This is a genomic window from Bradyrhizobium diazoefficiens (assembly GCF_016616235.1).
GTDB classification, from domain to species: Bacteria; Pseudomonadota; Alphaproteobacteria; order Rhizobiales; family Xanthobacteraceae; genus Bradyrhizobium; species Bradyrhizobium diazoefficiens_H.
Genome location: NZ_CP067100.1, coordinates 6,107,739 through 6,123,205, shown reverse-complemented (window position 1 = coordinate 6,123,205; position 15,467 = coordinate 6,107,739). Strand labels below are relative to the sequence as shown.

Below are 15,467 nucleotides of genomic sequence, written 5' to 3'. Positions count from 1 at the left end.
CCGAATTGTCTCAATAAAACATCGCTCGTCCGGGAATTCGTGCATTGCACGCATCCCCGCCGTTAGCGGGCTTGCGCTCGCCCGGCAAGGGTGCCAATAGAACGATTCTGGACTGCTGTTTTCGCCCTTGTTTTGGTGGGGACAAGTGAAGTTCTGCCGCCGCGGGGGGCCGCGGGCGCCGGCAGGCTGTTTCGGGGACCTTGGGGGCTCCCGGAGCGGTTCCGCCGGCAGCATAAGAAGAAAGGGTTGGAATCGTGACGACAGCGTCTTCGGCGGACCATCCGACACGCCGTGATTTCTTATTCGTTGCAACGGGGGCAGCTGCAGCAGTGGGGGGCGCAGCCGCGCTCTGGCCCTTCATCTCCCAAATGAATCCGGATGCCTCGACCATCGCCGCCGGTGCGCCGATCGAGGTCGATCTCAGCCCGGTCGCCGAGGGCCAGGACATCAAGGTGTTCTGGCGCGGCAAGCCGATCTACATCAGCCACCGCACCAAGAAGCAGATCGACGAGGCGCGCGCCGTCAATCCGGCGAGCCTGCCCGATCCGCAGACCGACGAGGCCCGGGTCAAGTCCGGCCATGATCAGTGGCTGGTCGTGATCGGCATCTGCACCCATCTCGGCTGCATCCCGATCGCCCATGAAGGCAATTACGACGGGTTCTTCTGCCCCTGCCATGGTTCGCAGTACGATTCGTCCGGCCGCATCCGCCAGGGGCCCGCGCCCGCGAACTTGGCCGTGCCGCCGTACCAGTTCGTTTCCGACACCAAAATCCAGATCGGCTGAGCTTCGGACCCGCGTCCGAAGCTTCGCGCCATCTCGTCGTATTATTTCCTCAGGATCGCATCATGAGCGGACCATCCGACTACCAGCCGAGCAATCCGGCCCTGCAATGGATCGAGCGGCGTTTGCCGATCATGGGTCTCATCCATTCCTCGTTCGTCGTCTATCCCACCCCGCGCAATTTGAACTACTGGTGGACCTTCGGCGCCATCCTCTCCTTCATGCTGGGAATCCAGATCCTGACCGGCGTGATCCTGGCGATGCACTACACGCCGCATGCCGACCTCGCCTTCAAGTCGGTCGAGCTGATCGTTCGTGACGTCAATTACGGCTGGCTGCTGCGCAACATGCACGCGGTTGGCGCATCGATGTTCTTCGTCGCCGTCTACGTCCACATGCTGCGCGGCCTCTATTACGGCTCCTACAAGGAGCCGCGCGAGGTGCTGTGGATCCTCGGTGTCATCATCTATCTCCTGATGATGGCGACCGGCTTCATGGGCTACGTGCTCCCCTGGGGCCAGATGAGCTTCTGGGGTGCGACCGTCATCACCAATTTGTTCTCCGCCATTCCCTATGTCGGCGAGAGCATCGTGACGCTGCTGTGGGGCGGCTATTCGGTCGGCAACCCGACGCTGAACCGCTTCTTCTCGCTGCACTATCTCCTGCCGTTCCTGATCGCAGGCGTCGTCGTGCTGCACGTCTGGGCGCTGCACGTCGCCGGCCAGAACAACCCCGATGGTGTCGAGCCGAAGACGGAAAAGGACACGGTGCCGTTCACGCCGCACGCGACCATCAAGGACATGTTCGGCGTCTCCTGCTTCATGATCCTCTACGCCTGGTTCATCTTCTATATGCCGAACTATCTCGGCGACGCCGACAACTACATCCCGGCGAACCCCGGCGTGACGCCGCCGCACATCGTGCCGGAATGGTATTACCTGCCATTCTACGCGATCCTGCGCTCGATCCCGAACAAGCTCGCGGGCGTCATCGCGATGTTCTCGGCGATCATCATCCTGTGCTTCCTGCCATGGCTGGACAGCGCGAGGACGCGGTCGTCGAAGTACCGTCCGCTCGCCAAGCAGTTCTTCTGGATCTTCGTCGCGGTCTGCATTCTGCTCGGCTATCTCGGCGCGCAGCCGCCGGAGGGCATTTACGTGATCGCCGGCCGGGTGCTGACGGCCTGCTATTTCGCCTACTTCCTGATCGTGCTGCCGCTGCTCTCGCGCATCGAGACGCCGCGGCCGGTGCCGAACTCGATCTCGGATGCCGTGCTTGCCAAGACCGGCAGCCGGTCGACGCCGATGGTGTCGACGGCGATCGTGCTGGCGCTCGCCGGTTCGTTGTTCGCGGGTTCGGTCGACAGCGCCCGTGCCTCCGAAGGCAGCGACAAGCCGCCGGGCAACAAATGGTCGTTTGCCGGTCCGTTCGGCACGTTCGACCGCGGCGCGCTGCAACGCGGCCTGAAGGTCTACAAGGAGGTCTGCTCGAATTGCCACGCCTTGTCCTACGTCGCCTTCCGCAACCTCGCGGAGCCCGGCGGACCCGGCTATTCCGTGGCGCAGGCGGCCGCCTTCGCCTCGGACTACAAGGTCAAGGACGGTCCCAACGATGCGGGTGACATGTTCGAGCGCCCGGGCCGGCCGGCGGACTATTTCCCCTCGCCGTTCCCGAACGAGCAGGCCGCCCGCGCGGCGAATGGCGGCGCGGCGCCGCCCGATCTGTCGCTGATCACCAAGGCGCGCTCCTACGGCCGCGGCTTCCCCTGGTTCATCTTCGACTTCTTCACCCAGTACCAGGAGCAGGGCCCGGACTACGTCGCAGCGGTGCTCCAGGGCTTCGAGGAGAAGGTGCCGGAGGGCGTGACGATCCCGGAGGGCTCCTACTACAACAAGTACTTCCCCGGCCACGCGATCAAGATGCCGAAGCCGCTCAGCGACGGTCAGGTGACCTATGATGACGGCTCGCCGGCCACGGTGGCCCAATACGCCCACGATGTCACCACGTTCCTGATGTGGACCGCCGAACCGCACATGGAAGCGCGCAAGCGCCTTGGCCTCCAGGTGTTCGTGTTCCTGATCATCTTCGCGTTCCTGATGTACTTCACCAAGAAGAAGGTCTGGGCCGACTCCCACTGAGCGGCGCGCGGCGAGAAATGAAGAAGCCCCCGCAAGGGGCTTTTTTGTTGGACACGAGCGTGTGTTGTTTGGCGCGATTGCCTATCGGTCGCCGAAACGCCAAAATGGCTCCACCGCTCCCCCTACAGACGCGTCGGAGGACACCATGGGAACCACCATCACCTTCAAGCGCCCGGACGGCAAGGACGCCTCGGGCTATCTCGCCAACGCCGCGCGCGGCAATGCGCCGGGCGTGGTCGTGATCCAGGAATGGTGGGGCCTGTCGGAGCAGATCAAGGGCCTATGCGACCGCTTTGCGCTTGCCGGTTTCGATGCGCTCGCGCCCGACCTCTACAAGGGCAAGGTGGTGCCGTACCACGACACGGATGCCGCCGGCAAAGAGATGAACTCGCTCGACTTCATGGACGCCACCACGCAGACGGTGCGCGGTGCCGCGCAATATCTGTCGCGCAACGGCGCCAAGGTCGGGCTGACCGGCTTCTGCCTCGGCGGCGCCGTGACGATCATCGGCGCGGTGCATGTCCCGGAGCTCAGCGCCGGCGTCGTGTTCTACGGCATCCCGCCGGAGCAGGCGGCCAAGCCCGCAGACGTCAAGATCCCGCTCCAGGCTCATTTCGCCAACAAGGACGATTGGTGCACCCCGGAGCTGGTCACCGGCTTCGAACACGCCATGAAGGCCGCCGGCAAGTCGCTCGAGCTGTTCCGCTATGACGCCGAGCACGCTTTCGTCAACGAGCAGCGCCAGGCCGTCCACGACCGCGAAGCCGCCGAGCTCGCCTGGGGAAGGGCGACGGAGTTTTTCAGGAAGCATCTGGGGTAGTCACCATCGTCCAGGTCGCGGGGCGTGCCCTTGACGCCGTCCTCGCGCCATGGTGAAAGTTCCGCCATGAGCACCGCCGTCCGCCCAGCCCGTCTTTGGTGGCGCACCTCCTGAGAGGTGGCCGGTGCGATTTCTTTTCCCAAAATCGTCGAAGGTCGCCAGCACAGCGCGGCGGCCTGATCGTTTGTCCTGTGTGGCGTTTCCTCGGCAAGTTTCGTAAGAGGACGACATGAACAGGACAGTCTTTGCCCTCCCGGCTCGAAGCGAGTACGTGACCCGCGCAGGTCTCGCGGTCACGCGCGTGGCGGAGCAATTCACCGGCGGCGCCAACCGGCTCGACGATCTCGTCAATCTGCTCGACCGTCGCCGCGGCGTCGTGCTGTCCTCGGGCACGACCGTGCCCGGCCGCTACGAGAGCTTTGACCTCGGCTTCTCCGACCCGCCGCTCAAGCTCGAAACCACGGGCGTCAATTTCAAGCTGGAAGCGCTCAATGAGCGCGGCCGGGTGCTGATCGCCTTCCTCGCCGACGTGCTGCGCGAGCCAAGCGTGGTGATCTCCGAGAGGAGCGCCACGCGCCTTGCCGGTCACATCATCCGCGGCGATGCGCCGGTGGAGGAAGACCAGCGCACGCGCCGCGCCAGCGTGATGTCGCTGGTGCGCGATCTCGTCGCTGCGTTCTCCGCCAATGACGACGGGCTGCTCGGGTTGTTCGGCGCCTTCGCCTACGACCTCGTGTTCCAGATCGAGGACCTCGTCCAGAAGCGTCCGCGCGAAGCCGACCAGCGCGACATCGTGCTCTACGTCCCCGATCGCCTGCTCGCCTATGACCGCGCCACCGGCCGCGGCGTGGTGCTCAGCTATGACTTCGCCTGGCAGGGCAAGTCGACCGAGGGCCTGCCGCGCGACACCACCGACAGCCCGTACCTGAAGACACCGCGCCAGGGCTTTGCCGATCACGCGCCCGGCGAATATCAGGCCACCGTCGAGACCGCGCGCGCGGCTTTTGCACGCGGCGATTTGTTCGAGGCCGTGCCCGGACAGCTCTTCGCCGAACCGTGCGACCGCTCGCCCGCCGAAGTCTTCCAGCGCCTCTGCGTTATTAACCCGTCGCCCTATGGTGCACTGATGAATCTCGGCGAGGGCGAGTTTCTCGTTTCGGCCTCGCCAGAAATGTTCGTGCGCTCCGACGGGCGCCGCGTTGAGACCTGCCCGATCTCGGGCACGATCGCGCGCGGCACGGACGCGATCGGCGACGCCGAGCAGATCCGTCAGCTCCTGAATTCGGAGAAGGACGAGTTCGAGCTCAACATGTGCACCGACGTCGACCGCAACGACAAGGCGCGCGTCTGCGTCCCCGGCACCATCAAGGTGCTGGCGCGGCGCCAGATCGAGACCTACTCAAAACTGTTTCACACCGTCGATCACGTCGAGGGCACGCTGCGCCCCGGCTTCGACGCGCTCGACGCCTTCCTCACCCACGCCTGGGCGGTCACCGTCACCGGTGCGCCAAAGCTCTGGGCGATGCAGTTCGTCGAGGATCACGAGCGCTCGCCGCGGCGCTGGTATGCCGGCGCGATCGGCGCTGTGAATTTCGACGGCAGCATCAACACCGGCCTTACCATCCGCACGATCCGGATGAAGGATGGCCTCGCCGAGGTCCGCGTCGGTGCCACCTGTCTGTTCGACTCCGATCCCGCCGCGGAAGATCGCGAATGCCAGGTCAAGGCTGCGGCCCTGTTCCAGGCGTTGCGCGGCGATCCGCCGAAACCGCTCTCGACCTTTGCGCCCGATGCGACCGGCTCGGGCAAGCAGGTGCTGCTGATCGACCACGACGACAGCTTTGTCCACATGCTGGCCGATTATTTCCGCCAGGTCGGCGCCGATGTCACCGTGGTCCGCCATGTGCATGCGCTCGACATGCTCAAGCAAAAGCGGTGGGATCTGCTGGTGCTGTCGCCCGGCCCTGGGCGCCCTGAGGATTTCGGGATCAGGAAGACCATCGATGCGGCGCTGGAGAAAAAGCTGCCGGTGTTCGGCGTCTGCCTCGGCGTGCAGGCGATCGGCGAATATTTCGGTGGCGAGCTCGGTCAGCTCACCCATCCCGCCCACGGCCGGCCCTCGCGGGTGCAGGTGCGCGGCGGTCGGTTGATGCGCAATTTGCCGAACGAGATCATCATCGGCCGCTATCACTCGCTCTTCGTCGAGCGCGACAGCATGCCGGAAGTCTTGTCCGTCACCGCCAGCACCGAGGACGGCGTCGCCATGGCGCTGGAGCACAAGACGCTGCCGGTCGGCGGCGTACAATTCCATCCGGAATCGCTGATGTCGCTCGGGAACGAGGTGGGCTTGAGGATTGTCGAGAATGCGTTCCGGCTGGATGCGCGCGCTGATTGAGAGGCACCAATGACCTTTGACCACGACATCAAGGCGAGCGTCCGGACCATCCCCGACTATCCCAAGCCGGGGATCATGTTCCGCGACATCACCACGCTCTTGGCCGACGCGCGCGCCTTCCGCCGCGCGGTCGATGAGCTGGTGAACCCCTGGGCCGGCAACAAGATCGACAAGGTCGCCGGCATGGAGGCGCGCGGCTTCATCATCGGCGGCGCCGTGGCGCATCAGCTCTCGGCCGGCTTCGTGCCGATCCGCAAGAAGGGCAAGCTGCCCCACAAGACGGTGCGGATCGCCTATTCGCTCGAATACGGCATCGACGAGATGGAGATGCACGTCGATGCCATCTCGCCGGGCGAGCGCGTCATCCTGGTCGACGATCTCATCGCCACCGGCGGCACCGCCGAAGGCGCGGTGAAGCTCTTGCGCCAGATCGGCGCCAACGTGGTCGCCGCCTGCTTCATCATCGACCTCCCCGAACTCGGCGGCGCCGCCAAGCTGCGCGCCATGGACGTGCCGGTGCGCACGCTGATGACGTTCGAGGGGCATTGAGCGCTTTTAGATCGCCTCCGCCTTCAGCTCGGCTCGCCAATGCAGCACGCGCTCCTTCAGGAGAGCGTTCCTGACGTAAGCAGTCTCCTCGTCCTCCAGCCGCTCGCACTGGCTGAACGTCAGGCCTGCTTCGCCATACGCATTCCAGGCGGCCTGGAGGCTGCGGCACATATGATTGCCCTGGCGCAGCGAGAACCAGATGCGGTTCTGGATCGTCTCCAGGCTCGGAGCTTGGCCGACCCAGGCCTCGCCCGAGGCCGCGCAGCGCACGACGTAGATGCCCGCAATGGTCTTCCGCTCCTTGTAGGCGGTGATGGCTGCCTTCCGGTGGATGCTCACAGTGAGGACCTTTGCTGAGGGACGCCGACGGGCGTCTTCAATAAGCGAGGTCCTGGTTGCCGTCAATATTGTCCGGGTAAAATTGTCGCCTAGGATCGTTGCAAAATCAAGCTAAGCTCGAGCTCGCGGAAGGCGAGATAGTTCCGCCGGGTCCACTGATGCAGCTCGGTCGAAGAGTCCCTTTCCTGGCGCAGATAGCCGGTGAAGGAGAAGTTCAGCCGGTCGATATAGGTCTTGAGGAAGCCGGGCAGGGCCGGCAGGCGGAGCAGCCGGCCCCCTTCCATCGCGGCCGGCAGCTCGCCGCGGATGACGTATTCATTGTCCACCGTGATCAGGGTCATCCGCGGGATCCGGGCGCGCAGCATCTCATGGGCGCGGACCGAGACCCGGTCGGTGTCGGCGACGAACAGGATCTGTGGCGCGACATGCCGGCGCGCGGCCTCTTTCAGGAGGCCGATCTCGTCGGTCATCTTGAAGAACTCGTCGAAGGCGTGGAAGCCGAGGTCGATCACCTTGGCGAGCCCGTCATCGACGATGACCCGGTCCATCAGCTGCATCTTGCCGTAGGTGTCGATCACGTCGGCGGTCTCGGTGATGCCAGGCAGATAGTCGAGCAGCGACGGCTCCTTCAGATTGACGTCGAAGGCCGCGACGTTGCCGTTCTTGAGCAGCAGGAATTCGGCGAGCAGCCGCGCCAGCAGGGTCTTGCCGACCTGCGGGCGGGGCGAGCAGATGATGTAGACGGGTGTCGCGGCCATTGCGGCTATTATCTGAGCGAACTCTCCGCTCCAATCCAGCCGTATCAGCCCGGGCCGTGCAACTATTTTTCGCTGTTGCGGGTCACGGGCTTCGAACCGACGATGTCGGTCAGGCGGATGCGGTCGAACTCGCTCCAGACATTGGCCAGCCAGTGCCGGACATAGCCGCGCAGCACGAACGAATAGTTCGCGGCCTCGTCATTCATGCGCTTGTTGGCGACGAATTTGAGGAACGGAACGGACGACACTTCGACCTGCTCATAGGCCATTTCGTTGAGCTTGGGGATGGTCAGCTCGGTCGCATCCTTGATGCGGTGGAAATAGGAATTGTAGGTCGCCTGATCCCACTGGAAGAACTGGGTGTCGTTGATGAAGTTCTTCACCAGGAAATATTTCGCGCCGCCCATGAAGCCAGCGGTCTCGGCGATCTCCTCCAGCGAGGCGATCGAGGGGCCGAGGATATGAAACACCGCGAAGGTGATCTGGCCGGCCTTGGCGGCGTCGAGGAAACCGATGTCGCGCAGCGAGGCCAGCGCCGGCGAGAGCAGGCCGGCGCGAACATCGATGACGGTCACCGACGGGCTCACCGCGTTGAGCGTGTCGAAGATCTTCATCTGGTCCGACGTCGTCGTCATGTCGACGATCTCGGTGATGTCGGGGTGGAAGCGCTTCAGGGTTCCGCGCGGCGACTCCGTGTCGAAGGCGCGCGTCGGCACGTTGTTGGCTGAGAAATAATCGAGCAAGGTGCGCGACACCGTGGTCTTGCCGACCCCGCCCTTGTCCGCGCCCACCACAACCACTGCCGGCTTTGCCATTTAAGTCCCCTCACGCGCGCCCCCGATCGCGAGGTCGCAATCGGCCGGGCCCCAAATCGATGTCCAAGGATGTCCCGAGGATCGTCCCAAGTCTGCTGTTGGGCGCGAACATGGCAGAAACAAGGGAGAATTCAATTCCGCAGGCTCCCGTTGCGCCAATTCCAGAGGTTTTTCCCGATCGTTGTGAAACCGCCGCAAACCGCAGCCAGCCGGGTGCCTCAGCGGTGGCCCCACGGTCCTATGGGATTCGCTGCCGGGGTTCCTGAAGGATTGGGTGCAGGCACGGGCGGCGGATTGGATGGACCCGCTGAATCGCTCCACGGTCCCTGCGTCTTCGGCGGCGGATTGTCTTGCGGATCGCGCGGCGCTTCGGACTGTTCCGTTTCGTCGGCAGGGTCCGGCAGCGGACCGGGATCATGGCCACCGGCAAACTTGACCAGTGCATCGACCCGCGACTGCACCGAGGGGTGGGTCGCGAACAGATCGGCAAAACCCTCGCGCGGATTGTCGACGCAGAGCTCCATCACCGCCGAGGTCGCGCCCGGCAGCTCGCCCCGGTTCTCGATCTTGCGCAGCGCCGAGATCATCGCGTCCGGATTTTTGGTCAGCTCGACCGAGCCGGCGTCGGCGAGAAATTCGCGCGAGCGCGACAGCGCGAGCTTCACCACCTGGGACAGCAGCCAGGCCACCACGATCAGCACGATCGCGATGATGATGACGATCACCGCGCCGCCGCCAGAGTTCTTGCTGTCGCTCGATGAGGACGACCGCGACGACGAGGACGATCCGGAGGACCATGATCCGCCGCCGGAACTCCAGCTGAAATTGGTGAACAGGCGGAAGAACAATTCGCCGAAGAAGCCGACCACGCCGGCGATGATGACGGCGACCACCATCAGCTGTACGTCGCCGTTCTTGATGTGGGTCAGCTCGTGGCCCAGCACCGCCTCGATCTCCTTGTCGTTGAGCGCATTGAGGAGACCGGTGGTGACGGTGACCGAATATTGCCGCGGATTGAGGCCGGTCGCGAATGCGTTCAGCGCCGGGCTTTCCATGATCTTCAGCTTCGGCATGGTGATGCCGCGCGAGATGCAGAGGTTTTCGAGCAGGTTATACAGCCGCGGCGCCTCCTGCCGGGTGACGTCGTGGCCGCCGGTGACGGCGTCGATCATCGACTGATGGAAGAAATAGGCGATCACGACCCAGGCCGCCGTCACGATCGTGGCAACCGGTGCAGCGACGATCAAATCGTGGAAGGCGCGGTTCAGATAATAGGCGACGGTCTCGTTGCCGTTGATGACGACTTCGGCGATCAGTGCGCCGGCATAGACCAGCACATAGACCAGCGCGAACAGGCCGGCGAGCAGCACCATCGAACGAAACTTGTTCGAGGCGATGTGCGTGTAGAGACCATACGCGGCCATGACGCGTTGCCCTGCCGGCCTATCGGCTCAAATCAGAATTTCACCTGCGGCGCCGCCTCGACCTCGGTGCGGCTGGTGCCGAGATCGAAGAACTCCTTCCTGGTGAAGCCGAACATGCCGGCGAACAAAGCCGCGGGCATCTGCTGGATGCCGGTGTTGTATTCCTGGACCGCGTTGTTGAAGAAGCGGCGGCTTGCGGCGATCTTGTTCTCGAGGTCGGAGAGCTCGGATGCGAGCTGCTGGAAATTGGCGTTGGCCTTGAGGTCAGGATAGGCCTCCGACAGCGCGATCAGCCGGCCGAGCGCGCCGGAGAGCTGGTTCTCGGCCGCGGACACCTGCGCCGGGCCTTGCGCCGACATCGCCGAATTGCGTGCCTTGATGACGTCGTCGAGCGTGCCGCGCTCATGCGAGGCATAACCCTTCACCGTCTCGACCAGGTTCGGTACCAGGTCGTGACGTTGCTTGAGCTGCACGTCGATATCGGCAAAGGCCTGTCCGACGCGCTGGCCCAGCGCGACCAGGCGGTTGTAGGCGCTGAAGGCCAGGAACACGAGGACGACGATGACGCCGAGAACGATCCAGCCGGTCGACATGGAGAGACTCCTGAAGGGAATTTGAGGCGGGCGCGAGGGTAGACCAAATTGGCGCAGGACGAGAGCCCCGGCGCAGAGAAAGGTAAGACTTGGTCGGGCGAGGAACCATCCGAGTTCAAGGCAAAAGCGCCGATCGAGGTTAACTTTCCGCAATGACAGCATCGCCCCAGCGCCAGCGCCGGGCGCTCGCGTAGGCTGCCTTGTCGCGGCGTGGCACTTTCGCAAACTCGACCCCGGCCTCGGTGCAGAGCTTGGCCGCGATCTCGGCCTTGCCGACATCCGGCGGCGCCAGCACGCGTGAGGCACGCGTTGCCGGCGGCGCGCGGGTCAGCGCGACATAGATAAAGCGCTCGTCCTCGAACGGGACCTCGGCGCCCTTGATCTGGCGGTGCGCCTGCGAGCGCGGCAGGCGCTGGCTGAAATGGCACCAGTCGGGCGCTGTGAGCGGGCAGGGTCTTTCGTGCGGGCAGGGCGCACCGACGAAAGCGCCTTGCGCGATCAATTGTTGGCGCAACGCAAGAATGCGGGCGTAGCCGGCGGGCGTGCCGGGCTCGATCACGACCAGCGCATGGCGTGCCTTCGCCCACATCGCTTCCGTCAGCTTACGCTGATCGGCCTCGCCGAGCTCGCCGATGATGTAGTTGGCGATGACGAGATCGGCCTGCAGGACTTCGGCGAGGTTGACGCCGGCATCGCCCGGCAGATAGCGGCAATCCGAGAGCCGCGTGCTGTCACGTGCGAGGTCGAGCGCGAGACGGCTGAGTGTGCTGTTGGCATCGAGCAGGGTGAAATCCTGCAGCGACGGAAACGCCTCCGCAGCGGCCCAGCTCGCGGTGCCCGGGCCGGCACCGACGTCGAGCAATGTCTCCGGGGCGAGATTTGGTGCGATCTCGGTCAGCGCGTTGAGGCTTGCGGCCACGGCCGCGTAGGTTGCCGGCATCCGCGCCAGCGCATAAGCGAGCGCATCGGCCTCCGACTTGATCGTGCCGGAGCCGCCGCCGGCGCGATAGGTCGTCGAGATTCTCTGCGATCGCTGCGCGGCGTCGGTGCGGGAGAAGCCCTGGAGTCTGGCGTCGAGGGCGGCTTTCAGTTCGGCGGGGAGGGTGGGGGCTATCATCATCCGCAGTCATGCCCCGCGAAGGCGGGGCATCCAGTACTCCGAGACAGTGCCGTCAACCGAGAAGCCGCGGCGTACTGGATCATCCGCCTGCGCGGATGATGACGTCAATGGCTATGGAGGGATCGCGCCTCAAGCCACGTTCTGGTCGAGAATGTCCACCGCCTCTTGCAGGCTGACCGACACCAGCTGCGAGACGCCGCGCTCGGCCATGGTGACGCCGAACAGGCGGTTCATCCGCGCCATCGTGATCGGGTTGTGCGTGATGATGATGAAGCGCGTATCGGTCGACCCGGTCATCTCGTGCAGCAGGTTGCAGTACCGCTCGACGTTGTGGTCGTCGAGCGGTGCGTCGACTTCGTCCAGCACGCAGATCGGCGAGGGATTGGTCAGGAACACCGCGAAGATCAGCGCCATCGCGGTCAGCGCCTGCTCGCCGCCCGAGAGCAACGACAGCGTCTGCGGCTTCTTGCCCGGCGGTTTTGCGATGATCTCGAGGCCGGCCTCCAGCGGATCGTCGCTCTCGATCAGGTGCAGCGCGGCTTCGCCGCCGCCGAACAGCTCGACGAACAGGCGCTTGAAATGGTTGTTGACGACCTCGAACGAGGTCAGGAGCCGCTCGCGCGCCTCCTTGTTGAGGCTCTGGATGCCCTGACGGAGCCGCTTGATGGCTTCGACCAGGTCGTCGCGCTCGGTGACGAGACCCGTGTGCTGGGTCTCGACCTCGCGCAGCTCTTCCTCGGCGCGCAGATTGACGGCGCCGAGGCGCTCGCGGTCGCGGCGCATCTTTTCGAGGTCTTCCTCGATCTCGTGCAGCGGCGGCAGCTCGGCGCCGGGCTCGATCTCGGCAAGGCCCGCGACGGCCTGCGGCTCGACCTCCAGCATGTCGCGAATCTCGCGCTCGATGTCCTCGAGCCGGCGCCGTGCGCTTTCCATGCGCTCCTCGGCGCGCGCGGTGGCCTCGCGGGAGCTGGAGAGCGCCTCCAGCGTCAGCTTGGCAACGCGGTCGGTCTCGGCCATCGCGGTCTCCGCGGCGGCGAGCGCGTCGGCGGCCATGCGGCGGTCGTTTTCGGCGTATTCGATCTCGGTGATCAGCGCGCTGCGCTTCTCGGCGAAGACGGCGGGCGCGTTTTCGAGATCGCTGCGCTCGATCGTGAGCTCGGCAATACGCGCCTGGATGGTGTCGATGTGAGAGGCCGCGCTCTCCTTGCGATTCTGCCACTCGGCGCGCTCGGCGAGAATCGCCTGGACGCGGCGATCGGCGAGCTCGGCCTCGCGCGCCAGCGCCTGCGCCTCGGCGCGGACCTGGGCGGCGATGCGGCGCTGGCCTTCGATGTCGCTGCGGACGGCGGCAAGACGGGTCTCGGTGTCCTCGCTCGATGGCAGCTCACTGATGCCGGCTTCGGCGTATTCGTAGGCGGCTTCGGCTTCGGCGCGGTCGGCGGCGAGACGGCTGTGCGCTTCCGACAGCGTCGCCTTGCGCGCGGCATGGCGGCTGATTTCGCGCTCGGCGGTGGCGTGGCGCTCGCGCGCGACGTTTAGCTCGCGCTGCGCGGCGCGCCAGGCTTCGCGGCTGGCGCCTTCGGTGCTGGCCGCCATCTGCAATTCGGACTCGGCATTCTCCAGCGCCTGCCGCTTGATCTGCGCGTCGATACGCGCCTGCTCGAGCTCGTTCTCGATGTCGACGAGGCGGGCGCGTTCGGCCAACCGCCGCGCGGCGCCGGTCGGGGCGTGAGCCGCCGCGACAAAGCCATCCCAGCGCCAGACGTCGCCCTCGGGCGAGACCAGCCGCTGGCCGGTCTTGAGCTGCGAGACCAGCTCGGCGCCGCGCTCGCGCGGTACCACGCCGATCTGCGCGAGGCGGCGCGCCAGCTCGGCCGGCGCCTGAACGTGATTGGCGAGCGGGGTGACGCCTTCGGGCAGTTCCGGATCGCCATCGGTGACGCCGGCATTGGTCCAGCGCATCGGCGCGGAGGGATCCACGGGCGCGTCGAGATCGTCGCCGAGCGCGGCGCCGATCGCCTTCTCAAATCCCTTGTGGACGGTGATGCCGTCGATGATCGGCGGCCACAGATTCTTGGTCTCGCCATTGACGATCTTGGAGATCGTGCGCGCCTCGGTCTCCAGCCGCTGCACGCGCTTGTCGGCTTCGACGAGCGGCGAGCGCGAGGATTCCAGCGTCTGACGGGCGGCGACGTGCGCGGCTTCGCTGGCTTGAGCGGCAGCTTCGGAAGCGGCCAGCGTCTGCTCGGCGGTCTCGACCGCCGCGGTCAGCTCGTCGAGGTCGCCGAAGCCGCCGGTCTCGGCGGCGAGCTTCTGCTCTTCCGCGGTGACGTTCGCGATCTCCTGGTCGAGACGGGCGAGCTTGTCGCGGTGGGTGCGGACGTTGGCCTCTAACTGGTTGCGCTTGGCGGTGAGGTCGGCGAGCGCTGTGGTGAGCTCGGCGAACTGCTGCTCGGTTTCGGTCAGCACCGCCTCGGCTTCGGCGACGCGCTCGTCGACGCCGGAACGCTTCTCGACGCGCGACTTGATCTCTTCCTTCAGCTCGGCGTCTTCGGTATCGAGCCGCTGCAGCGCGACGTCGGCGTCCATAGTTTGTTGCTGAGCACGGGAAATGTCGCCTTCGAACTGGGCGAGGCGCCGCTCGAGCTCGGCGACGCGCTCCTTGGCGCGCTCTTCCTCGCGGTCGAGCTGCTCGCGCGCATTGGTCAGGCGCTGGAGACCTGCGGCGGCGCGTGCTTCGGCATCGCGCAGCGCCGGCATTTCGGCGGCGCGGATCGCCTGGATGCGGGCGGCTTCGGCCTGGTGCTGGGTGCGCTCGGCCATCTCGCGGACGGCGAGATCGTGGGTCTGGCCGGATTCGTTGACGTCGGCATGGGCGCCGATCCAGCGCAGATGGAATAGCGTGGCCTCGGCCTTGCGGACCTTCGCCGCGACTTCGCGATAGCGCACCGCCTGGCGGGCCTGCTTCTTCAGGCCTTCCATTTGCCCTGCGAGCTGGCCGATCACGTCCTCGACGCGGGTGAGGTTGGTTTCGGCGGCCTTGAGCCGCAGCTCGGCTTCGTGGCGGCGGGCGTGCAGACCGGCCACGCCGGCGGCGTCTTCCAGCACGCGGCGGCGCTGCTCGGGCTTGGCCTGGATGATCTCGCCGATCTTGCCCTGGTGGACGAGCGCGGGCGAGCGCGCGCCGGTGGCGGCGTCCGCGAACAGGATCTGCACGTCGCGCGCGCGCACGTCGCGGCCGTTGATGCGATAGACCGAGCCCGCTTCACGCTCGATGCGGCGGGAGATTTCGAGCAGCTGGCTGTCGTTCATCGCCGCCGGCGCGGTGCGATCGGCGTTGTCGATCGTCATCGTCACTTCGGCGTGGTTGCGCGCGGGACGGTTGCCGGAGCCTGCAAAGATCACTGCGTCCATGTCGGCGGCGCGCAAGCTCTTGTACGAGGTCTCACCCATCGCCCAGCGCAGCGCTTCGACGAGATTCGACTTGCCGCAGCCATTGGGGCCGACCACGCCGGTCAGGCCGGGCTCGATGACGAAGTCCGTGGGCTCAACGAAGGACTTGAAGCCGTGAAGGCGCAGGCGGGTGATTTTCATAAGCACGCATCTCTTTTGGCAGGCGCGAATCCCCCTGCCGGGACAATACCATGGAAGGCAATGTCGCTATCCGGGCGAGTCGCGCGAGGCGCCTCATGCGGCTGGACAATGGCCGCGATGCGCTGCGAGGACAACCGGCG

12 protein-coding genes are annotated in these 15,467 nt (G+C 65.5%); 5 read left to right on the top strand and 7 right to left on the bottom strand.

All coding sequences use genetic code 11. The features are described 5' to 3' along the window. Positions 1 to 254: 254 nt before the first annotated feature. From petA to JJB99_RS29110, 5 genes are all read left to right on the top strand, one after another. Positions 255 to 785 (top strand): ubiquinol-cytochrome c reductase iron-sulfur subunit, encoded by a 531-nt coding sequence (gene petA, locus JJB99_RS29130; RefSeq protein WP_200495680.1) that lies wholly within the window; start codon positions 255 to 257, stop codon positions 783 to 785. Between the two features lie 62 nt (positions 786 to 847). Then, positions 848 to 2,920, top strand: a complete 2,073-nt coding sequence (gene fbcH, locus JJB99_RS29125; RefSeq protein ID WP_200495679.1) for a cytochrome b/c1 — start codon at positions 848 to 850, stop codon at positions 2,918 to 2,920. A gap of 145 nt (positions 2,921 to 3,065) precedes the next feature. Then, entirely contained in the window at positions 3,066 to 3,740 is a 675-nt protein-coding gene (locus JJB99_RS29120; protein ID WP_200495678.1) for a dienelactone hydrolase family protein, read from the top strand. Positions 3,741 to 3,969: 229 nt separating this feature from the next. Further along, entirely contained in the window at positions 3,970 to 6,135 is a 2,166-nt protein-coding gene (locus tag JJB99_RS29115; protein WP_200495677.1) for an anthranilate synthase component I, read from the top strand. A gap of 9 nt (positions 6,136 to 6,144) precedes the next feature. Then, positions 6,145 to 6,684 carry an adenine phosphoribosyltransferase gene (locus JJB99_RS29110; protein ID WP_200495676.1) on the top strand — a complete coding sequence of 180 codons (540 nt, stop codon included), beginning with the start codon at positions 6,145 to 6,147 and terminating at the stop codon, positions 6,682 to 6,684. Between the two features lie 6 nt (positions 6,685 to 6,690). Here JJB99_RS29110 and JJB99_RS29105 read toward each other — a convergent pair whose 3' ends face one another. The 7 genes from JJB99_RS29105 to smc form a co-directional block, all read right to left on the bottom strand. After that, a complete protein-coding gene (locus tag JJB99_RS29105) occupies positions 6,691 to 7,023 on the bottom strand; it encodes a GIY-YIG nuclease family protein (RefSeq protein WP_200495675.1) in 333 nt (110 codons plus the stop codon). Positions 7,024 to 7,112: 89 nt separating this feature from the next. After that, a complete protein-coding gene (locus tag JJB99_RS29100) occupies positions 7,113 to 7,781 on the bottom strand; it encodes a hypothetical protein (RefSeq protein ID WP_200495674.1) in 669 nt (222 codons plus the stop codon). 62 nt (positions 7,782 to 7,843) lie between these two features. Beyond that, positions 7,844 to 8,596, bottom strand: a complete 753-nt coding sequence (locus tag JJB99_RS29095) for a hypothetical protein (protein ID WP_200495673.1) — start codon at positions 8,594 to 8,596, stop codon at positions 7,844 to 7,846. A gap of 218 nt (positions 8,597 to 8,814) precedes the next feature. Continuing rightward, a complete protein-coding gene (locus JJB99_RS29090) occupies positions 8,815 to 10,020 on the bottom strand; it encodes a M48 family metallopeptidase (RefSeq protein ID WP_200495672.1) in 1,206 nt (401 codons plus the stop codon). Between the two features lie 32 nt (positions 10,021 to 10,052). After that, positions 10,053 to 10,613, bottom strand: coding sequence for a LemA family protein (locus JJB99_RS29085; protein ID WP_200495671.1), 561 nt, complete (start codon positions 10,611 to 10,613; stop codon positions 10,053 to 10,055). 139 nt (positions 10,614 to 10,752) lie between these two features. Beyond that, entirely contained in the window at positions 10,753 to 11,733 is a 981-nt protein-coding gene (locus JJB99_RS29080) for a small ribosomal subunit Rsm22 family protein (protein ID WP_200495670.1), read from the bottom strand. A 129-nt stretch (positions 11,734 to 11,862) separates the two neighbouring features. Beyond that, positions 11,863 to 15,327: a chromosome segregation protein SMC gene (gene smc / locus JJB99_RS29075; RefSeq protein ID WP_200495669.1), complete on the bottom strand. Its 3,465-nt coding sequence runs from the start codon at positions 15,325 to 15,327 to the stop codon at positions 11,863 to 11,865. Between the last annotated feature and the right edge of the window lie 140 nt (positions 15,328 to 15,467).